The organism is Eikenella halliae (assembly GCF_001648475.1).
GTDB lineage: Bacteria > Pseudomonadota > Gammaproteobacteria > Burkholderiales > Neisseriaceae > Eikenella > Eikenella halliae.
The window spans coordinates 44093-64764 of the sequence record NZ_LXSQ01000012.1; the positions used below are offsets into that span (position 1 = coordinate 44093).

Sequence of the window (20672 nt, forward strand, 5' to 3'; positions counted from 1 at the left end):
CCAAGCCCAACCTTCCAATATGAAAATCCTCATCTTAGGTAGCGGCCAAGTGGGCACCGCCGTGGCGCAGAATTTGGTGGAAATCCCCAACCACGACGTTACCATTATCGATAACGATCCCGAAGCCCTGCGCAACATCGGCAGCAAGCTCGATGTGCAAACCCTGCTGGGCAACGGCTCTTCTCCTGCCGTGATGGCCGAAGGCGGCGCCTACGACACCGACCTGCTGCTCGCCCTCACCCGCCACGACGAAACCAATCTGGCCGCCTGCAAGCTGGCTTCCAGCCTATTCAACATCCCCAACCGCATCGCCCGCGTGCGCCTTTCCGATTATTTAGAGTTCACCGGCCCCGACGCCGAAGAAGATAACGACGGCCGCGGCACGCTCGATTTGTTCGGCGTGAGCGAATCCATCTGCCCAGAACAACTGGTTACCGAGCGGCTGGCCGATTTGCTCTGCCACCCCAGCGCCCTGCAGGTGCTCACCTTTGCCGAAGATAAAGTGCGCATGCTCGTGGTGCGCGCGCAAAGCGGTGGGCGGCTTTTGGGACAGCCGATCCACACCATCCACGAACACCTGCCCGAAGGTACCGACTGCCAAATCTGCGCCATCTACCGCAACAACAAGCTGATTATGCCCACGCCGCAAACCGTGATTCAGCAGGGCGACGAAGTCTTCGTGGCCGCCGCCACTTCGCAAGTGGCCGAAGTGTTGCGCGAATTGCGCCCGCAACAGCAGCCCACGCGGCGCGTGATGATTGCCGGCGGCGGCCAAATCGGCTTCCGCCTCAGCCGCCAGCTGGAAGACCGCTTCGACGTGAAAATCATCGAAATCAACGAAAAACGCGCCGAATGGCTTTCGGAAAACCTCAACAGCGCCCTCGTGCTGCACGGCTCCGCCGCCGACGAGAGCCTGCTGGAAGGCGAATACATCGACGAAATCGACGTATTCTGCGCGCTCACTAACGACGACGAAAACAACATCATGGCCGGCATGCTGGCCAAAAGCCTCGGTGCCAAACGCGTTATCGCCATCGTCAACCGTTCCAGCTATGTGGATTTGCTGCAAGGGAACACCATCGACATCGCCGTATCACCTCATTTGGTAACTATCGGATCGATTCTGGCGCACATCCGGCGCGGCGACGTGGAAGCCGTCCACCCCCTGCGCGGCGGCAATTCCGAAGCCATCGAAATCGTGGCGCACGGCGACAAAGATACTTCCAAGCTGGTCGGCCGCCGCGTGAGCGCCGTGCGCTGGCCCAACGGCTGCCACGTTGCCGCCGTGGTGCGCGGCGACGAAGTGTTTATGGGGCACCAAGACGTGCAGCTGGCCGACGGCGACCACATCATCCTGTTCGTAGCCCGCCGCCGCGTGGTGAGCGAGTTGGAAAAACTGATTCAAGTGCGCATGGGCTTTTTCGGCTAGAAACCGCGGCTTGGGATACACAGAAGGCTACCTGAAAAACGATTTTCCGTTTTCAGGTAGCCTTTCCATTGGCTCGGCGCAAGCCGAAGCTTTTCAATATCCCGCGCTTATCCGCCACATTTTCCGGCCGAGGAAATACGGCACGCAGAACAACACCAGCACAATGCCAAGCGTTACCGCCGTGCTCAACAGATAGTTTTGCAAGGGCACGGCTTCCTTGCGGACGTAATACACCGAAAAAGCGAAACCGCAGAATATCAACAGCATAAACCCCCTTGCCGCCCAACCCGCACCGTGCAGCCCCTTGCTTTCGCGCCCCCAGCCGTGCAGCAGTGAAAGGCAGGCCACCGGCACGAGGTAGAAGGCAGACTTGATATATTCGTTCATGTTCGGATCGGGGTGGTGCGGCTCAAACTTCAGCCCGAACATCAACACTGCCCAAGCAATCACGGTCAATTGAATCAATCGGATTAATATCGACACTTTTGCTTTCCCGTTTATTCAAAAATAAAACATCGGATTATAACGATTTTGTGGTTTTTGGCTATCCTATCCGGTTAAGGAAAGCATCCCGCCAAATATAGTGGATTAAATTTAAATTAGGACAAGGCGGTGAGCCGCAGACAGTACAAATAGTACGGCTAGACGAGCCAACGCTGTACTGGTTTAAATTTAATTCACTATAAAAAGGCTACCTGAAAATTTTCAGGTAGCCTTCATCACGCTAAGCGGCTGATACTTATTTGTCGTCTTTCACTTCTTCAAACTCGGCATCTACCACATCGTCGCCTTTTTTCTGCTGCCCATTGTCGGCAGACTGGCCGGCTTGGGCTTCCTGAGCCTGTTTCTGGGCATCGGCATACAACATTTCGCCCAGTTTCTGGCTGGCTTTGCCCAGCTCTTCGGCTTTGGCATCGATAGCGGATTTGTCGTCGCCTTTCACGGCTTCTTCGGCCTCTTTGATGGCGGCTTCGATTTTTTCCTTCTCGGCTGCGTCGAGTTTGTCGCCGTAGTCGGCCAGCGATTTCTTCACGGAGTGAATCAAGGCTTCGGCCTGGTTGCGGCTCTGCACCAGCTCGTGCAGTTTTTTATCCTCTTCGGCATTGGCTTCCGCGTCTTTCACCATGCGTTCGATTTCTTCCTCGCTCAAGCCGGAAGAGCCTTGGATGGTGATGTTGGCGGCTTTGCCGGTGCCTTTGTCTTTGGCAGACACGTGCAGGATGCCGTTGGCGTCGATGTCGAAGGTTACTTCAATCTGCGGCATGCCGCGCGGGGCGGGGGCGATGTCGCCGAGGTTGAATTGGCCGAGCGATTTGTTGGCGGAAGCGCGTTCGCGTTCGCCCTGCAACACGTGGATGGTTACGGCGCTCTGGTTGTCTTCGGCGGTGGAGAACACTTGCGAAGCCTTGGTGGGGATGGTGGTGTTTTTGTTGATGAGCTTGGTCATCACACCGCCCATGGTTTCGATACCCAAAGACAACGGGGTAACGTCGAGCAGCAATACGTCGCTGCGGCCACCGCCCAACACTTCGCCCTGAATGGCGGCACCCAAGGCCACGGCTTCGTCGGGGTTCACGTCTTTGCGCGGTTCTTTGCCGAAGAATTCTTTCACGGTTTCCTGAACTTTGGGCATACGGCTCTGGCCGCCCACCAAAATCACGTCGTCGATGTCGTTCACGCTCAGGCCAGCATCTTTGATGGCAGTGCGGCAGGGCTCGATGGAACGCTCGATCAGGTCTTCCACCAGGCTTTCAAACTTGGCGCGGGTAATCTTCATGGCCAAGTGTTTGGGGCCAGTGGCGTCCATGGTGATGTAGGGCAGGTTCACTTCGGTCTGCTGGCTGCTGGAAAGCTCGATTTTGGCTTTTTCGGCAGCTTCTTTCAGGCGCTGCAAGGCCATCACGTCGGTTTTCAGGTCGATGCCCTGGTCTTTTTTGAACTCGGAAATGATGTAGTCGATCAGGCGTTGGTCGAAGTCTTCACCGCCGAGGAAGGTGTCGCCGTTGGTGGAGAGCACTTCAAACTGTTTTTCGCCGTCCAAATCGGCAATTTCGATGATGGAAATATCGAATGTGCCGCCGCCCAAGTCGTACACGGCGATTTTGCGGTCGCCTTTGCTGCCTTTGTCCATGCCGAAAGCCAGTGCGGCTGCGGTTGGTTCGTTGATGATGCGTTTCACATCCAAACCGGCGATGCGGCCGGCGTCTTTAGTGGCCTGGCGCTGGCTGTCGTTGAAATAGGCCGGCACGGTAATCACCGCTTCGGTTACTTTTTCGCCCAAATAGGCTTCGGCGGCTTCTTTCATTTTGCGCAGCACTTCGGCGGAAATCTGCGGCGGAGACAGCTCTTTGCCTTGCGCTTCCACCCAAGCGTCGCCGTTTTTGGCTTTCACGATTTTGAAAGGCATCAGGTCGATGTCTTTCTGTACTTCTTTGTCTTCAAATTTGTGGCCGATCAGGCGTTTTACCGCGTAGATGGTGTTTTTCGCGTTGGTAACCGCCTGGCGTTTGGCCGGCGCGCCCACGAGGATTTCGCCGCCGTCCAGATAAGCGATAACGGAGGGGGTGGTGCGTGCGCCTTCGGCGTTTTCAATTACTTTGGTTGTGCCGTTTTCGGAAATGGCGACACATGAGTTGGTTGTACCCAAGTCAATACCGATAACTTTTGCCATAATGGATTGCTCCTTAGAGATTAGTAGAATTCAGACAGCGCCTTGCTGGCGCTTTAACTTGCCCAGTAAATGGGTTTGGCCGTTTTTTTTTCAAGGGAAAAGGCTATTTTCGTTTTAATATGCTGATTTTTATATGATTAAATAATTTCAGATAGCCTTGGGCAACAAATTTCCGCCCGGCCTATTGAATTTCTGCCACCAGCCCTAATTAAGAATGACTGTTGTTCCCGCATATTTGCACCGATACGGCGTTACCGGAGATTATAGCTAAAAATAATTTATATTATTTGAACTATAAATTATACAAATCGCTGGGTAACGGCTAGAATGCCGCCTTGTCGATACGCTGTATCCCGCAAATTCATCTTCATCTGCATTATTTAACAACCTGATTATAAGGAGCCTGATATGTCTATCAACATCAAATCCCGTGACCAACTGGTTGGTCAGCAAGTTCCGAAAGTAACCTTCCACACCCGCGTGGCCGATTCTTGGAAAGACGTCACCACCGACGACTTGTTCAAAGGCAAAAAAGTAGTGGTATTCGCCCTGCCCGGCGCGTTCACCCCCACCTGCTCTTCCAGCCACCTGCCGCGCTACAACGAGCTGGCTCCTGCATTTAAAGAAAACGGCATCGACGACATCCTGTGCGTATCCGTAAACGACACTTTCGTGATGAATGCCTGGGCGGCCGACGAAGAAGCCCACAACATTACCATGGTTCCCGACGGCAACGGCGAATTCACCCGCGGCATGGGCATGGAAGTGAGCGATGAAGACATCGGTTTCGGCAAACGCTCTTGGCGCTACTCCATGCTGGTGGACGACGGCAAAATCGTAGAAGCCTTCATCGAGCCGATCAAAGAAGGCGACCCCTTTGAAGTTTCCGATGCCGACACCATGCTGAAATTCGTGGCTCCGAACTGGAAACCGCAAGAATCCATCGCCATCTTCACCAAACCCGGCTGCCCCTTCTGCGCCAAAGCCAAAGCCGCTTTGAAAGAAAAAGGCCTGGCCTACGAAGAAATCGTGTTGGGCAAAGACGCCAGCATCGTTTCCGTACGCGCCATCACCGGCAAAGTAACCGCCCCGCAAGTGTTCATCGGCGGCAAATACATCGGCGGCAGCGAAGACCTGGACGCATATTTGGCCAAACGCGCCTGATTTTCCAGCTATCCAGTTGCCAATACAGTAGATAGCTTTGCGAGCCGCCCGAATAGGGCGGCTCTTTTCCCAAGACCTTTCAGGTAGCCTGTTACCCCGCAGCAGCCGATATTTTTCAGGTAGCCTTTTGCCAACCATACAGGCTACCTGAAAGGTCTTCCCACATAAGGAAAGCAGACATGAAACACCTCACCGCAGACGTTGTCGTTATCGGCGGCGGCACCGCCGGCATGGGCGCCTTCCGCAATGCCCGCCTCTACACCGAAAACGTTTATCTCATTGAAAGCCACGTTTTCGGCACCACCTGCGCCCGCGTCGGCTGCATGCCCTCCAAACTCTTGATTGCCGCCGCAGAAGCCCGCCACCACGCCTTGCACACCGATCCCTTCGGCGTGCATCTGGACAAATCCAGCATCAGCGTAAATGGCGAAGAAGTGATGAGCCGCGTCAAATCCGAGCGCGACCGCTTCGTCGGCTTCGTGCTGGAAGACGTAGAAGCCTGGCCCGCCGAGCGCCGCATCATGGGGCATGCCAAATTCATCGACGAGCACACCGTACAAATCGACGAGCACACCCAAATCCGTGCCGAACGCATCGTAATCGCCACCGGCTCCCGCCCCATCGTGCTGCCGCAATGGCAGGCGCTGGGCGACCGCCTCATCATCAACGACGATGTATTCTCATGGGACACACTGCCCGAAAGCGTGGCCGTATTCGGCACCGGCGTGATCGGCCTCGAGCTCGGCCAAGCCCTGAGCCGCCTCGGCGTGCGCGTGGAAATGTTCGGCCTGGGCGGCCTCATCGGCGGCATTTCCGACCCCGTGGTGCTGGAAGACGCCAGAGCCATCTTCGGCCAGGAAATCCCGCTCCACCTCAACGCCCAAACCGAAACCCGGCTCAACGATAAAGGCCAAGTGGAAGTAGCATGGACGCAAGACGGCGAAAGCGGCGTATTCACCGCCGACTACCTGCTCGCCGCCATCGGCCGCCGCCCCAATGTGGACAACATCGGGCTGGAAAACCTCAATATCGAGAAAGACGCACGCGGCGTGCCCGTAGCCAATCCACACACCATGCAAACCAGCATTCCGCACATCTTCATTGCAGGCGACGCCTCCAACCAACTACCCCTGCTGCACGAAGCCGCCGACCAAGGCAAAATCGCCGGTGAAAACGCCGGCCGCTACCCCGATGTACAGGACGGCTTGCGCCGCAGCATGATCGGCGTGGTGTTCTCCAACCCGCAAATCATCAGCGTGGGCGCGCGCTTTGCCCAGCTGGAAAAAGAATACGGCAGCAAGCTCGTGGCCGGCCAAGTATCCTTCCGCAACCAAGGCCGCAGCCGCGTGATGCTGGTAAACCAAGGCAGTCTGCGCGTGTATGCCGACCGCGAAACCGGCCGCTTCCTCGGTGCAGAAGGCATCGGCCCCGCGCTGGAACACATCGCCCACCTCCTCGCCTGGGCGCACCAGCAGCACATGACCGTGCCGCAAATGCTCGACATGCCCTTCTACCATCCCGTAATCGAAGAAGGCCTGCGCACCGCCCTGCGCGACGTAGCCGCCAAACTGGCCTAAAGGCTACCTGAAAACACTGTCTTGGCGTAGGGCTGAGCTTCATCAAAGCGGCGGCTTTAATAAAGCGCGGCTTTAGCCGGATGAGAAACAAAACGGCAAACGGATTGATTCCGTTTGCCGTTTTCGTTTACCTAATTAAGCTAACTCTAGACAGCTAAATAAATCTTAAGTATGGAACTTAATAACAACCAAATATCATGATTATCTATCAATAACTTAAGCCTACACTTACCGAATAATAGAGTATAAACTATTATTATCTTTTAAGCTCATTTATTGATAACTCGTAAAGACTATCAACTAAAATATCGCCCCTTGATTTTATAGAGTTAGTATCCCAAGTTTCACAGTTTTCTACTACATTTTTTGTGGTTATCAATTTATTCCTTTCAAGAATAATTTTTTTCTTTTCTAAAAATGGTTTATTTCCAATTAAACTGTTTATATCCCTATCAAGCAAAACTAAATTTCCCAAGCTTTGAATACTCGATTTTTTAAATGTATTATTCATGATAGAGGTTGGGTGCAAGTGCTCTAAACTTAGATTGTCAAAAAATACATTCCAGTTCTGTTCCTTCATCTCTATTTTATAAAGACAATAATATGCTAGATTCTTGGCTTTCCTATCATCAAATTTACTTGTATCTTTGAAAAAATAAACTCTAGAATCAAAATATTTTCTAAAAGTATCTAATGGAAGTATTTTCTTAATAATTTTTTCTCTAAATTTAGTTAACTCTGTATGTGCATCTTGTCTATTTTTCGAATTAAATAATCTAATAGCATGGCTTGGATACAACTTCTCAAAACCTGCTAACCTATTAATACAAATAGCATTATTAATGAAATGAAAATTATCTAAACTTCTTAAAGTTTTTATTAAAAATTCTGATGATATATTTTTCTTCCTAAATGCCCTAATTAATGACAATAAGAAACTATCTACCACCTCAATATTGAATACTATTTTAATATTATGTAAGTGATAATATACTTTTCTCATATGCAAATTTGATTGATTGATCCAATCACCCTCTACTGGGTTTTGAATTTGACTATATATTTCAGAATCGTCCAATAAATCATTAACAAATGATTTTATATTGAATCCTTGCTTGGATACTAATTCAGTATACTCTTTATAAAACTTTTCATTGCTAATATTAACTTTGTATCTTGATTTCCAAAATGTTAAGAAGAAGTCTTCACCTTTATCACCAAAATTAGAGCATATTATTTTCCATTTTTCTTCTAATTCTTTAGGTTTTGATTTCGGTGATTCATACCTATGAAATATATCATTCTTAATTAAATCAACAAATGTTAAATCTTTTCCTTTTGCATTTAATGTCATAAATATAGAATGGGCATTAATTCTTCCTTTTGATGCAACAAAAATTAACTCTAGTTTCAAAATTGCATCTACTAATTCTTCTAATTTCTCCTTTTTTAGTTTTTTTAATCTATCAAAAAGATAATCATACGCATAAATAATATTTTTCTCTCCACTATTCTTAGGTTCACTAAAATTATCTGGCTTAGGAAACTCCTGAACATATTCTTGGAACAATGGATATGGCATATCCGTCTTTAATATTGGATAATTCTGATTTCTTCTATCTTTTTTAAAAATATAGTTATCATTTATACCATTTGTTAAATCACTATCTCCATGTATCTTAGAATAGATATCTCTAATCGCACAAAGTAAAATTGTTAATGTTGTAATTCTCTGTTGACCATCTACTACAAAAAACTCACTATCACTCATCTGTCCATCAAAAACAAAGTGTCCTATAAAATAGTCCTTGTTTATATTACTCAAAATATCATCTATAAACTCACTAATCTCATCCTCACCCCAATCAAATGGTCTTTGGTAATCGGGAATAATAAACTTACCTTTATTAAACATTTGTTCAACTGTCATATTCACAGCTTGCACATCCATTTCATTATCTCCTATGCATAAAGACCATATGAATAAGCAGTATAGCAATACCTTTTATTTTCTACAATTTTTCTAACAAGCGAGCGAAAGATGGGTATTCATTGCCCACTCCACGGCTATCCTCTACCCGCACCCCATACTATGCTTGCTAATCAGCGTAGCCTCATAAGTTAGGGTGTGCACGGAATGTATACATGCGGTTCGATCTATCAATGCAGCACACATACTACACAGACCCTAGACTAGCTGAAAATTTCAGCTTCATAGAAACTTCGTCGCACTGCGTTTTATAGTGGATTAAAATAAGGGTGAGATAAAACAGCGTACCGCAGACAGTACACACGTACGATAAGGCGAGCCAATACTGTAGCATTTTTATTTTAATCTACTATAACTTCGTTGAAGCTAGATCTTTCAGGTAGCCACCCCGCCTATGCCTGCCAGATAACAAACAAAAAGGCTACCTGAAACCGTTTATCTTCGGTTTCAGGTAGCCTTTATCTTGCTTTAGCAGCTGTTAGTCTTATTCGATACCGGCCAGATGGGCGGTATCTTGGGCAATCATCAACTCTTCGTTGGTGGGGATCACCATGGCCAGCGGAGTATGGCCGGCTTGGCTGATGATGCCGCCTTCGCCGAAACGGGCGGCAAGGTTGGCTTTTTCATCTACGGTGAGGCCGAGGAAGCCTAGGTAGCCGATGGTTTTGCTGCGGATGGTATTAGAGTTTTCACCAATGCCGCCGGTGAACACCAACGCATCCAAGCCGCCTGCGGCGACGCTCATGGAGGCAACGTATTTGGCCAAGCGATAGGAGAATACTTCCAGCGCAAGTTTGGCGCCTTCGTGGCCTTTGCCGGCAGCTTCTTCGATTTCGCGGCAGTCGTTGGAAAGCTCGGAAATGCCGAGCAGGCCGCTTTGTTTGTGCAGCAGGTCGGTGATTTGCTCGATATTCAGGCCGGCGTTATTGTGCAGGAAGGGGAACACGTTGGCGTCGATGTCGCCGCTGCGGGTGCCCATCACGAGGCCTTCAAGCGGGGTGAGGCCCATGCTGGTATCACGGCATTTGCCGCTATTGGCGGCGGCGATGGAAGCGCCGTTGCCAAGGTGGGCAATCACGAGGCGCAGGCCTTCTTCGCTGCGGCCGAGCAGGCGGGCGGCTTCGGCAGCTACGAAGCGGTAGCTGGTGCCGTGGGCGCCGTAGCGGCGCAGGCCGTATTTGCGGTAGAGCTCGCGCGGCACGGCGTAGGTGTAGGCGTGCTCGGGCATGGATTGGTGGAAGGCAGTATCAAACACCACGGCGTGCGGCACATGGCTGAAAATGCTCATGGCGGCGCGGATGCCGAGCAGGTGGGCGGGGTTGTGCAGCGGGGCGAGCATGATGCACTCTTCTATGCCTTTGATCACTTCATCGTTAACCAGGCAGGATTCTTTAAAGCGTTCGCCGCCGTGCACCACGCGGTGGCCGACTGCGCCGATGCGTTTGTCGAGCTTGCGCGCTTCGAGTTCGGCCATCAAGGCTTCCACAGCGCCGGTGTGGTCGGGCTTCTCGGCCAGGCTCACGGTGTGTTTTTCACCGTTTGCCTTGAAGATGATGCGGGCATCGGGCAAGTGGAGTTTTTCAGCCAGGCAGCTCAGCAAAACTTCGCCGTTGGTGCTGTCCAATACGGCGCCTTTAACGGAAGAGCTGCCGCAGTTTAATACCAGAATCAGTTTGTCAGACATGATGTCCCTTTATATATTTTTGTGAATTACATAAACACGGCGGCTGCCCGCCGGCTGCTTGTTTTTCTTGCGGATACAATGAACTTGCTAAGAAAATTGGCGGCTATTGTAACAAAACTGCTTTATCTTCTCTATGCCTGCGGGCAATCTTATGTGGTTGGGGTATAAATTATAGTGAATTAAATTTAAACCAGTACAGCGTTGGCTCGCCTTGCCGTAACGTGTGTACTGTCTGCGGCTCGTCGCCTTGTCCTGATTTTTGTTAATCCACTATATTTTCAAACATCGTTTCAACGCAAAGCCTTGTCGGCAATATCGCGGCGGTATTGCATGCCGGGGAAATCAATCTCGGCCACGGCGCGGTAGGCCTGCTGTTTGGCGGCGGCCAAATCGTCGCCCAAACCCACCACGCACAGCACGCGGCCGCCGTTGGTAAAGGTGTGGTCGGCATCCGCAGCCGTACCGGCGTGGAATACTTTACCGATGCGGTTGGCGGCTTCGATGCCTTCGATGATGTAGTTTTTGTTGGAACGTTCGGGATAACCCTCCGAAGCGAGCACCACGCCCACGGCGCTTTGCGCTTTCCATTCGGCTTTGGCCGTATCCAGTTTCCGATCCAATGCGGCTTGAATCAAATCCACCAAATCGCTGTCCAAACGGCTCATAATCGGCTGGGTTTCCGGGTCGCCGAAGCGGCAGTTGAATTCCACGGTATAAGGCGCACCATCGGCACCAATCATCAGGCCGGCATAGAGAAACCCTGTAAATTCATGGCCTTCTTCGCGCATGCCGCGCACGGTGGGCAGGATGATTTCTTCCATGGCGCGTTGATAAACTTCGGGCGTAACAATGGGCGCGGGGCTGTATGCGCCCATGCCGCCGGTATTCGGGCCGAGGTCGCCGTCGAGCAGGCGTTTGTGGTCTTGGCTGGTGGCCATCGGCAGCACGTTTTCGCCGTCCGCCATCACGATAAAGCTGGCTTCCTCGCCCTGCAAAAAGTCTTCAATCACCACGCGCGCGCCGGCATCGCCCATTTTATTGTCGAGCAGCATTTGGTCGATGGCTTGGTGTGCCTGCTCTTCGGTTTGCGCCACCACCACACCTTTTCCGGCGGCCAAGCCGTCTGCCTTAATCACAATCGGTGCACCTTTGGCAGCCACATAATCATGGGCGGCAGCCGCATCGGCAAAGGTTTGATATTGCGCGGTGGGAATGCCGTGCCGCGCCATAAAGGCCTTGGCGAAATCTTTGGAACTTTCCAGCTGGGCGGCGGCGCGGGTGGGGCCGAACACGGGCAGGCCTGCGGCGCGGAAATCGTCCACTATGCCGGCTGCCAATGGTGCTTCGGGGCCGACCACGGTAAAGGCAATCTGCTCACGGCGGCAGAAATCAATCAGTTCCTGATGCGTTTTCAGAGGCAGGTTTTGCAGCTTGGGTTCTTGCGCCGTACCGGCATTGCCGGGTGCGACAAACACGGTTTGCACTTTGGGCGACTGCGCCAGCTTCCACGCCAGCGCGTGTTCACGCCCGCCGCTGCCGATAACGAGTAATTTCATGAAGTTATCCTTTTCAAATAAGATTTCGTTGGCTATAAAGGCTACCTGAAACTTGAAAACAGATTTTCAGGTAGCCTCTTCGTTTTCTTGCACGTCTTCCAAAATTTCCACCGCGCGCGTTTTCTACCAGGCATCCAGGCAGGCGGCATAATTGGCCAGCGGCACGGCGCAATGCAGGCGGCAATCCAGTTGCAAATCCTGCTGCAACACTTCCGCGCCGTACTGTTTAGCCAGCCGCAAAACCTCGCTCAAATGCGGGTAATCGCAGCGCAAGACTACACGTTTTTCAATATTTTTTTCCACCTGCGCGGTTTGCTGCAAGGCCATTTGGGTGGCGGTTTTGTAGGCATGAATCAGGCCGGGCACGCCCAGCAGCGTGCCGCCGAAATAACGCACCACCACCACCAAAACATCGGTCAGCCCGGCCGAATCAATCTGGCCCAAAATCGGCCGGCCGGCGCTGCCGGAAGGCTCGCCGTCGTCGTTGGCACGAAACTGTAGGCCGTCCGTACCCAAGCGGTAGGCATAGCACCAATGCCGCGCCTTGTGGTGTTCCTGCCGTAGTGCGTCCACATGGTTTTTCACTTCTGCCGCCGTACGTACGGGATAGGCAAAGGCGATAAAGCGGCTGCCTTTGTCTTTAAACTCGGCCTGGCCGGGTTCGGCCAAAGTGCGGTAGGTGCAGGGAATATCAGAATTCGGCATGGCGGCGGCGGTGTCGGGAAATAGGCAGATTATATAAGAAACAGGCTACCTGAAAGCAGATTGTTTTCAGGTAGCCTGTCGTGTTTCACGTGAAACACGAACGCATGAAACACTTAGTTGCCCAATGCCGCAGTCAGCTCAGGTACGGCTTCAAACAGGTCGGCCACCAAGCCGTAGTCGGCAATATTGAAAATCGCCGCTTCCGGATCTTTGTTGATGGCCACAATCACTTTGCTGTCCTGCATGCCGGCGGTGTGCTGGATGGCGCCGGAAATACCGATGGCGATATACAGCTCCGGCGCCACCACTTTGCCGGTTTGGCCCACTTGGCAGTCATTGGGTGCATAATCCGCATCCACCGCCGCGCGGGAAGCGCCAATGGCTGCGCCGAGCTTATCCGCCAACGGTTGCAGCAATTCGTTGAACTTTTCCACACTGCCCAAAGCCCGGCCGCCGGAAACCACCACTCTAGCCTGCGTCAGCTCCGGGCGGTCGGATTTCACCAGCTCGCGGCTGATGAAACGGCTCAAGCCCTGAGCCGAAGCGGCCTCTACCTGCACCACTTCGGCCTGACCGCCGCTGGCGGCGGCTTCGGCAAAAGCGGTGATGCGGAAAGTGAGTGCCAATTTATCGGCATCGCTGGAAACAGTGGCAAAGGCATTGCCGGCATAAATCGGGCGCACAAAAGTTTTACCGTCCACGATTTCGGTTAAATCAGACACCTGCGGGCAATCCAACAGGGCGGCCACGCGCGGCATCAGGTTTTTGCCGAAGGTGCTGGCGGCGGCGGCAACGTAGCGGTAATCCGACGCCAGTTCCACCACCAAAGGCGCCAGTTCTTCGGCCAACCCGCCGGCATAATGTTCGGCATCGGCCAGCAATACTTTGGCCACCCCGGCCACCTGTTTGGCCTGCTCGGCCACCGCTGCCGCGCCGTTGCCGGCCACCAATACGTGCACTTCGCCCAGCTTGCTGCCGGCGGTAACGGCATGCCGTGTGGCGGCGGCCAAATGTTGGTTGTCGTGTTCGGCAATAATCAATACAGTCATGGCTTTATCCTCAAATTACTTTGGCTTCGTTTTTCAATTTGGCCACCAGTTCGGCCACGCTTTGCACCTTCACGCCGCCGCTGCGCGGTTTGGGCTCGGCCACTTTCAGCCGCTGCAATTTGGGCGCAATGTCCACGCCCAATTCTTCCACCGCAAGCTTTTCCAGCGGTTTTTTCTTGGCCTGCATGATGTTTGGCAGCTTCACATAACGCGGCTCGTTCAAACGCAAATCGGCGCTGATTACTGCCGGCAGCTTCAGGGCCACGGTTTCCAAACCGCCGTCCACTTCGCGCACCACGGTTACTTCGTTTTCGCCCAATTCCACCTTGCTGGCAAACGTGCCCTGCGGCGCATTGAGCAAGGCGGCCAGCATTTGCGCGGTTTGGTTGGCGTCATCGTCAATCGCCTGTTTGCCCAACAAAATCAGCTGCGGCTGCTCGCGCTCGGCGATTTTGCGCAGCAGTTTGGCTACGGCCAAAGGCTCCAAATAGTCATCGGTCTGCACATGGATGGCGCGGTCACCGCCCATCGCCAGTGCGGTGCGCAGCGTTTCTTCGCACTGCTTCACGCCCAGCGATACCACCACGATTTCGCTGATCTTTCCGGCCTCTTTCAGGCGCACGGCCTCTTCCACGGCAATTTCGTCAAACGGGTTCATCGACATTTTCACATTGCCGATGTCTACATCCGAACCGTCGGCCTTCACCCGCACCTTCACGTTGTAATCCACCACCCGCTTTACGGCAACCAGTGTTTTCATGAAATTTCCTTTTCCTTCTATCTAGTTAGTGATTCACTTATCCGGCAAAACGGGCTGATTGTGCCGATTTGGCGGAAATAATGCAAGTATGGCCAAAACCCGGCCGCAAACGCTTGGGGCTACCTGAAAACCCCCCGCCCGGTTTGATAAGCCTGCTCCAGCAGGAGCAACCGTTCCAATACCTCCTCCGGCTGCGGCGGGCAGCCGATACCGCCCATATTCTCCGCCCAAGCCGAGGGCTGCACGCCGGTTTTTGCCGGATCGCTGTCGGTATAAATGCCGATCAGCGGCTTATCCAGCGCATTGGCCAAATGCAGCAGACCGGTATCCACGCCGATAACGCTGCGCGCACCACGCAATACATAGGCCGCCTGCAGCAGGCCAAGCTTTTCTTCCGGCACCTGCGCCGCCTCTATCTGATTGGCCAAGGCCAATGCGCGCTGCCGCTCCGACTCGCTGCCCCACGGCAGCCACACCGCCGCACCGTCTGCCGAATGCAGCCGGTTCAGCAATTCCACCCAGTATTCGTCTGGCCACAATTTGCTCTCGCGGCTGGTGGCGTGCAGGGCCACGCGGTAGTTTTCAGGTAGCCCCTGCACCGCCGCGCCATCCGGCACACGCACACCGAAATCCGCCACGCCGTCAAACCGATAGCCGAACACTTGGGCAAACAGCTCGCGGTTGCGCCACACCGCATCGCGCCCTTTGGCTACCTGAAAACCTTGCGCATAAAACGCCGCCGCCCAGCCCTCGCGCGCGCTGTGTTTGTCCAAACCCTTCACCGGCACGCCCGCCTGGCAGGCAAACCATGCGCTTTTTATCAGGCCTTGGCTGTCGAGCACGAAATCATAGCCGCCACCGGCCAACTCCTGCTTCAGCGCGCGCATCTGCCGCCGCGTATCCGCCGCAAACAGGCGCTTGCGCCACTGCCGCCAGCGCATCGGAATCACCTTGGCCACAAACGGATGCAGCCGCGCAATATCGGCAAACCCGGCCTCAGCCAGCCAATGCAGCTCCACCTGCGGGCAATGCCGCGCCAAATCCTGCACCGCCGGCAGGGTGTGGATAAGATCGCCCATGCTGGAGAGGCGCACCAGTAAAATCTTCATCGGAGGGAAAGCCTGTGGTTGGAATGGGTGGAATTATACAAGATGAAGCTTGGCAAGTAGGCTGCATGACGTTTTCAGGTAGCCCAAGGGAAAAGGCTACCTGAAAACAAACCATAGTCAAATTTAATCGGAAAGACAGGCAAACATATTTCCCGTATGATGGCGGCTGCTTTATGCAGATTTTCCGGAGTTTTTATGAAACAGCGCACCCTAGCCCAATCCGTTCAAGCCACCGGCGTCGGCCTACATTCCGGCGAGCGGGTTTTGCTTACCCTGCATCCGGCTGCCGAAAACAGCGGCATCGTATTCCGCCGCACCGATTTGGCCGGCGAACAGAGCCGCCCGATCAAGCTCGTACCCGAACTGATTAACGACACCCGCCTCTCCTCCACCATCGTTACCGAAGACGGCGTGCGGGTGGGTACGATTGAGCATTTAATGTCGGCACTGGCTGCCTACGGCATCGATAACGTGTTGATTGAATTGAATGCGCCGGAAATCCCGATTATGGACGGCTCCAGCCTGCCTTTTTTGTATCTGCTGCAAGATGCGGGCATCGTGGATCAAAGAGCCGAAAAACGCTTCCTGCGTATTTTAAAGCCGGTGGAAGTGCAGGAGCCGGGAAAATGGGTGCGCTTCACCCCGTATGACGGCTTTAAAGTCAGCCTCACCATCAATTTCGACCACCCCGTGTTCAACCGCAGCAATCCGACCTTTGAAATCGATTTCGCCGGCGCATCCTATGTGGAAGAAATCGCCCGCGCCCGCACCTTCGGTTTCATGCAGGAAGTAGAAATGATGCGCGCACACGGCCTAGGTTTGGGCGGCAACTTGAGCAATGCCGTGGTGATTGACGACAATGACGTGCTCAATCCGGAAGGCCTGCGCTACCCCGACGAATTCGTGCGCCACAAAATCCTCGATGCCGTGGGCGATTTATATGTCATCGGCGCACCGATTATCGGCGCATTCGAAGGCCACAAATCCGGCCACGCCATCAATAACGCCTTATTACGCGCCATTCTCGCCGACCCGGAAAGCTACGAATGGGTCACTTTCCCACATAACCAAAACCTGCCCGCCGCTTTCCACGCCCTGCCTGCTGCGGCATAAACCGGCAAGCAGATATAGTGGATTAAAATCGCAATGATACGGCGTTGGCTCGCCTTGACGTACTACCTGTACGCCTTGCGGTTCGCCGCCTTGTCTCATTTTTATTTTAATCCACTATAAAAGGCTACCTGAAAACCAGCAAAAGGTTTTCAGGTAGCCTTTAATTTTGAAGTGCCACTAAGCTACATCAGCTTTCAGGTAGCCTCAAACATTGTAGGCGGTGGAAGCGGTATCGCCGCCGGTGCCTGTCCAGTTGGTGTGGAAAAACTCGCCTTCCGGCCGATCGATGCGCTCATAGGTGTGGGCGCCGAAGTAGTCGCGTTGCGCCTGCAACAGGTTGGCGGGCAGGCGGCCGCAGGTGTAGCTGTCGAGGAAGGAAAGGGCGGATACGGTGCAGGGCATCGGCAAACCGTGCTGCATCGCGGCGGCGGCCACTTTGCGCCAGCCCGGCAGAGCCTGCTGCAACAGGTTTTTGAAATAGGCATCGCTGCCAAGGAACACCAAATCCGGATTGACGGCGTAGGCATCGCGGATGTTGCCTAAAAACGCGCTGCGAATGATGCAGCCTTCTCGCCACAACAAAGCGGTATTCCCGTAATCCAAATCCCAGCCGTAATGCTCGCTGGCCTGACGCATCAGCATAAAGCCTTGAGCATAAGAAATAATTTTGGAAGCCAGCAATGCTTGGCGCAAAGCAGCCAGCCATTCCTCCCGCTTGCCGGACACCGGCTCGATTTTATGCCCAAAAGCCGTTGCAGCCTGCACCCGCTGGGTTTTTAAGGCGGAAATGCAACGGGCAAACACCGCTTCGGTAATCATCGTGAGCGGCGTGCCCAAATCCAAGGCATTGATACCGGTCCATTTCCCGGTGCCTTTCTGGCCAGCGCGGTCGAGGATTTTTTCTACCAGCGGCGTGCCGTCTGCATCGTTTGTGCCCAAAATATCGGCGGTAATTTGAATCAGATAGCTGTTGAGCTCGGTCTTGTTCCATTCGGCAAAGGCGGCCTGCATTTCGGCATGGCTCATACCCAGGCCGTCTTTCATAAACTGGTAGGCTTCGCAGATAAGCTGCATATCGCCGTATTCGATGCCGTTGTGCACCATTTTCACAAAATGGCCGGCACCGTTTTTGCCCACCCAGTGGCAACATACCTCGCCACCGGCCGTTTTGGCAGCTACTGCCTGTAGAATCGGCTTCACTGCTGGCCAGGCTTCCGGATTGCCGCCGGGCATGATAGACGGCCCATGGCGCGCGCCTTCTTCACCGCCGGAAATACCGGTGCCAATAAATAAAATACCTTGTACGGCCAGCTCGGCGGTACGCCGTTCGGTATTGGGATAATGGGCATTGCCGCCGTCGATGATGATGTCGCCCTTATCCAGAAACGGCACCAGCTGCGCAATCAACTCGTCTACCGCCCGCCCGGCCTGCACCATCAGCATCACCTTGCGCGGCCGCTTTAATTGGCTAATTAGTTCTTCCAAGCTGTAGGCGCCGATAATTTTTGTGCCCTTGGCCGGGCCGTTGAGGAATTGCTCGGTTTTGGCTGCCGTGCGGTTGTAGGCGCTCACTTGGAAGCCGTGATCGTTCATGTTCAGAATCAGGTTCTGCCCCATAACGGCCAGGCCGATAACGGCAATGTCGCTTTTATTGTAAAGAGAGTTTTGCATGATATTTTTAGATTACGAAGTTTGAGATTTAGTATTGGGTTAGATTGAACTAAGTTGGTTTTCTTTAATCTAAATTTTCTAATTAATTTTTTGTTGTTTATGTTGAAGCAGCATAAAAATAGTGGATTATCCAGAAAATCCATTAAAACTATTTAGATAGGCTAATTAAACCCTGTTGTTTGCTTGTCGTTCAACTGTAGATTGTTGTGGAATAGTGGCTGGTTTAATCGGCTGTTTGTGGATAAATTGATCATTTGTCTGCTTTATCCGCAGAGAATAGTGGAAATAAGCCATTGTCGTGCTGAGCCAGTGCCCTATCATTTAAGCGGCTGATTCCGGCGGCAATACGTTCAAATATTTCAAAGACAACAGCTGCTGTTCGGCATCCAATTGAGTAACGGCCAGTTTCATGCGGGTTCTAGGCGGGATGTCGATCGGCACGCCGTGCACGCGGCCCACCAGCGGCAGGCCTTCGATGCGCACCAAATCTTCTTTCAGCAATACGGCGGTCAGCTCGCGCAGGTTTTCCTGCTGCATATACACTAGGCTCCAATAGGCTTCCATTTGGCGCTGGAAATCGGCGTAGGCGGTGTAGGCGGCATCGAAATCGCGTAGGGCGGCAAACAGATCGCTGCTGTTTTTTTCAAAACGCGGCGGCAAATCGGGCTCGATTAAGCTGAGCAGCTGGCGCTGGTTGATGCAGTCGGCGGCGCGGCGCAGCGGGGAGGTAAACCAGCCGTAGTGCGCCAAGTTCATGCCGCTGTGCGGCTCGGATTGGGTGCTCATGCGCACTTTGCCGCCGGTTTGCACGCGGAAAAGGCCGGGCAGGCCGTTTTCGTCCAGCATTTGCGCCCAAGTGCTGTTGGCCAGAATCATCATTTCGGATACCAGCGTGTCGATGGGCGAGCTGCGTTCGCGGCGGCTGATGCGCACGCTGCCGTCGGGATTGAATTCGATGCCGTAGTCGTATTGCAGGGTGCGGTTTTCTTCGTAGCGGTCGCGCTGTTTTTGGCGTTCGACGGCGAAGCGGTACAGCCAGCGCAGCTGCGGCTGGCAGGGGAATTGTACGGGTTCATTTTCGGAGAGGCCGGTGTCAGCGTTGAAATGCGGCTCGATGTCTTGGATGCGCAGGTTGTGTTTGATGGTTAGGTTTTCGAGGCGGGTTTGCGGCGTTGAGGCTACCTGAAAATCCTCGCCCACTTCCACATACAGGCTCAATACCGGCCGTTTGCCTTCGTCTAGGCTGAAGGTTTGAATCCAGTTGTCCGGCAGCATGGTGATTTTGCCACCGGGGTAGTAGGCGGTGCTTTGCCTTTGTTTAATAAGGGTTTCAATCGGACTGTTTTCGGCAATGGCCAGTGTGGGCACGGCGATGTGGATGCCGACGCGTTTGCCGCCGCCTGGCAGGTCTTGCACAGAAAGCGCGTCGTCGATTTCGCTGGTTTCGACATCGTCAATGGAGAATACGGGCAAATCGGCTGCATCTGGCAGTTCAGGGACAGCGGGCACGGTGGTTTCCGGTGCGGCGGTGCCTTGCGGGAAGTGTTTGCAGCAAAATCCGTCGATCAGGTATTGCGGCAGCGAGCCCACGCCGCCAGTTTGCCGGGCGAGCTGATAGGCGGAAATTTTCAGTTCGGCGGCGGCTTTGGTGAAGGCTTTGTAGGTGAGCGATTGTTTGTCCGGATTGTGCAGGATGCTGCGCAAATCGGTGGCGATTTCGGCGGGCAGCCGGCCTTGTGCCAATTCTTCCGCCCAAGTGGCTATTTGCGCGTCTTGCTGTTTTTTGCGCTCGATGGCGGCCAGCGCCTGTTTCAGGGTGTCTTCCGGTGCGGCTTTGAATACGCCTTTGCCCTTTTTGTAGAAATACATCGGTGCGGCGTAAAGGGCAATCAGGGTGGCGGCCAGTTCGTGCTGGCTTGGGGGGTGGCCGAAGTATTCGGCGGCGATGCTTTGGGCGGTGAATTCGTCTTCGCCGCAAAATTCCCACAGCAGGTCGGTGTCGATTTGTGCGGCTTCGGCCTGGGCGCGTTCGAGAAAAGCGTCCATCGGCTCGGTGAATTCCACGAAAACGTTGTTGGCTTTGATTTTGGCGCGTTTGCCGTGTTGGGTGGTGGCCTGATAGGTGCTATCGTTTTTTTGCACCACGGCGGCCACTTTGAATTGGCCGCTTTCTTCGTAGAATATATTCATTTAA

General features: G+C 53.3%; 15 protein-coding genes. 4 read left to right on the forward strand and 11 right to left on the reverse strand.

Annotated elements, in window-relative coordinates:
• Positions 1-19 precede the first annotated feature (19 nt).
• Positions 20-1429: a Trk system potassium transporter TrkA gene (gene trkA / locus A7Q00_RS04365; protein WP_064089407.1), complete on the forward strand. Its 1410-nt coding sequence runs from the start codon at positions 20-22 to the stop codon at positions 1427-1429.
• A 93-nt stretch (positions 1430-1522) separates the two neighbouring features.
• On the opposite strand, the gene A7Q00_RS04370 is transcribed toward trkA, so the two are convergent.
• On the reverse strand, positions 1523-1912 hold the full coding sequence (locus A7Q00_RS04370; RefSeq protein WP_156503732.1) for a hypothetical protein: 390 nt from the start codon (positions 1910-1912) through the stop codon (positions 1523-1525).
• Positions 1913-2168: 256 nt separating this feature from the next.
• On the reverse strand, positions 2169-4100 hold the full coding sequence (gene dnaK / locus A7Q00_RS04375) for a molecular chaperone DnaK (protein ID WP_064089409.1): 1932 nt from the start codon (positions 4098-4100) through the stop codon (positions 2169-2171).
• 408 nt (positions 4101-4508) lie between these two features.
• On the opposite strand from dnaK, the gene A7Q00_RS04380 reads away from it, so the two are divergent.
• Together A7Q00_RS04380 and A7Q00_RS04385 are read left to right on the forward strand one after the other, a co-directional pair.
• Positions 4509-5264, forward strand: a complete 756-nt coding sequence (locus A7Q00_RS04380) for a glutathione peroxidase (RefSeq protein WP_064089410.1) — start codon at positions 4509-4511, stop codon at positions 5262-5264.
• Between the two features lie 179 nt (positions 5265-5443).
• Entirely contained in the window at positions 5444-6841 is a 1398-nt protein-coding gene (locus A7Q00_RS04385) for a dihydrolipoyl dehydrogenase (protein ID WP_064089411.1), read from the forward strand.
• A gap of 256 nt (positions 6842-7097) precedes the next feature.
• Here the strand turns inward: A7Q00_RS04385 and A7Q00_RS04390 are convergent, their stop codons facing one another.
• The 7 genes from A7Q00_RS04390 to waaC form a co-directional block, all read right to left on the reverse strand.
• Positions 7098-8792: a DUF262 domain-containing protein gene (locus A7Q00_RS04390; RefSeq protein WP_064089412.1), complete on the reverse strand. Its 1695-nt coding sequence runs from the start codon at positions 8790-8792 to the stop codon at positions 7098-7100.
• 523 nt (positions 8793-9315) lie between these two features.
• Complete coding sequence (locus A7Q00_RS04395; RefSeq protein WP_064089413.1) at positions 9316-10515, reverse strand: acetate kinase; 1200 nt, start codon at positions 10513-10515, stop codon at positions 9316-9318.
• A gap of 290 nt (positions 10516-10805) precedes the next feature.
• Entirely contained in the window at positions 10806-12071 is a 1266-nt protein-coding gene (purD, locus tag A7Q00_RS04400) for a phosphoribosylamine--glycine ligase (protein ID WP_064089414.1), read from the reverse strand.
• Positions 12072-12194: 123 nt separating this feature from the next.
• Positions 12195-12761 carry an IMPACT family protein gene (locus A7Q00_RS04405; RefSeq protein WP_179946196.1) on the reverse strand — a complete coding sequence of 189 codons (567 nt, stop codon included), beginning with the start codon at positions 12759-12761 and terminating at the stop codon, positions 12195-12197.
• A 128-nt stretch (positions 12762-12889) separates the two neighbouring features.
• Positions 12890-13825 carry an electron transfer flavoprotein subunit alpha/FixB family protein gene (locus tag A7Q00_RS04410; protein WP_064089416.1) on the reverse strand — a complete coding sequence of 312 codons (936 nt, stop codon included), beginning with the start codon at positions 13823-13825 and terminating at the stop codon, positions 12890-12892.
• Between the two features lie 10 nt (positions 13826-13835).
• Positions 13836-14585 carry an electron transfer flavoprotein subunit beta/FixA family protein gene (locus tag A7Q00_RS04415; RefSeq protein WP_064089417.1) on the reverse strand — a complete coding sequence of 250 codons (750 nt, stop codon included), beginning with the start codon at positions 14583-14585 and terminating at the stop codon, positions 13836-13838.
• A gap of 119 nt (positions 14586-14704) precedes the next feature.
• Positions 14705-15694, reverse strand: a complete 990-nt coding sequence (gene waaC, locus A7Q00_RS04420) for a lipopolysaccharide heptosyltransferase I (RefSeq protein ID WP_064089418.1) — start codon at positions 15692-15694, stop codon at positions 14705-14707.
• A 195-nt stretch (positions 15695-15889) separates the two neighbouring features.
• On the opposite strand from waaC, the gene lpxC reads away from it, so the two are divergent.
• Positions 15890-16807, forward strand: a complete 918-nt coding sequence (gene lpxC / locus A7Q00_RS04425; RefSeq protein WP_064089419.1) for a UDP-3-O-acyl-N-acetylglucosamine deacetylase — start codon at positions 15890-15892, stop codon at positions 16805-16807.
• 204 nt (positions 16808-17011) lie between these two features.
• On the opposite strand, the gene gnd is transcribed toward lpxC, so the two are convergent.
• On the reverse strand, positions 17012-18478 hold the full coding sequence (gnd, locus tag A7Q00_RS04430) for a decarboxylating NADP(+)-dependent phosphogluconate dehydrogenase (protein WP_064089420.1): 1467 nt from the start codon (positions 18476-18478) through the stop codon (positions 17012-17014).
• Positions 18479-18799: 321 nt separating this feature from the next.
• Positions 18800-20668 carry a ribonuclease catalytic domain-containing protein gene (locus A7Q00_RS04435; RefSeq protein ID WP_064089421.1) on the reverse strand — a complete coding sequence of 623 codons (1869 nt, stop codon included), beginning with the start codon at positions 20666-20668 and terminating at the stop codon, positions 18800-18802.
• Between the last annotated feature and the right edge of the window lie 4 nt (positions 20669-20672).

Bases quoted from the DNA above. Each gene is read 5' to 3' on its own strand.
- A7Q00_RS04390 (WP_064089412.1), bottom strand. From the start codon at position 8,792: ATGGATGTGCAAGCTGTGAATATGACAGTTGAACAAATGTTTAATAAA.
- A7Q00_RS04410 (WP_064089416.1), bottom strand. From the start codon at position 13,825: ATGACTGTATTGATTATTGCCGAACACGACAACCAACATTTGGCCGCC.
- A7Q00_RS04395 (WP_064089413.1), bottom strand. From the start codon at position 10,515: ATGTCTGACAAACTGATTCTGGTATTAAACTGCGGCAGCTCTTCCGTT.
- waaC (WP_064089418.1), bottom strand. From the start codon at position 15,694: ATGAAGATTTTACTGGTGCGCCTCTCCAGCATGGGCGATCTTATCCAC.
- A7Q00_RS04380 (WP_064089410.1), top strand. From the start codon at position 4,509: ATGTCTATCAACATCAAATCCCGTGACCAACTGGTTGGTCAGCAAGTT.
- A7Q00_RS04385 (WP_064089411.1), top strand. From the start codon at position 5,444: ATGAAACACCTCACCGCAGACGTTGTCGTTATCGGCGGCGGCACCGCC.
- lpxC (WP_064089419.1), top strand. From the start codon at position 15,890: ATGAAACAGCGCACCCTAGCCCAATCCGTTCAAGCCACCGGCGTCGGC.
- purD (WP_064089414.1), bottom strand. From the start codon at position 12,071: ATGAAATTACTCGTTATCGGCAGCGGCGGGCGTGAACACGCGCTGGCG.
- dnaK (WP_064089409.1), bottom strand. From the start codon at position 4,100: ATGGCAAAAGTTATCGGTATTGACTTGGGTACAACCAACTCATGTGTC.
- A7Q00_RS04415 (WP_064089417.1), bottom strand. From the start codon at position 14,585: ATGAAAACACTGGTTGCCGTAAAGCGGGTGGTGGATTACAACGTGAAG.
- gnd (WP_064089420.1), bottom strand. From the start codon at position 18,478: ATGCAAAACTCTCTTTACAATAAAAGCGACATTGCCGTTATCGGCCTG.
- trkA (WP_064089407.1), top strand. From the start codon at position 20: ATGAAAATCCTCATCTTAGGTAGCGGCCAAGTGGGCACCGCCGTGGCG.
- A7Q00_RS04435 (WP_064089421.1), bottom strand. From the start codon at position 20,668: ATGAATATATTCTACGAAGAAAGCGGCCAATTCAAAGTGGCCGCCGTG.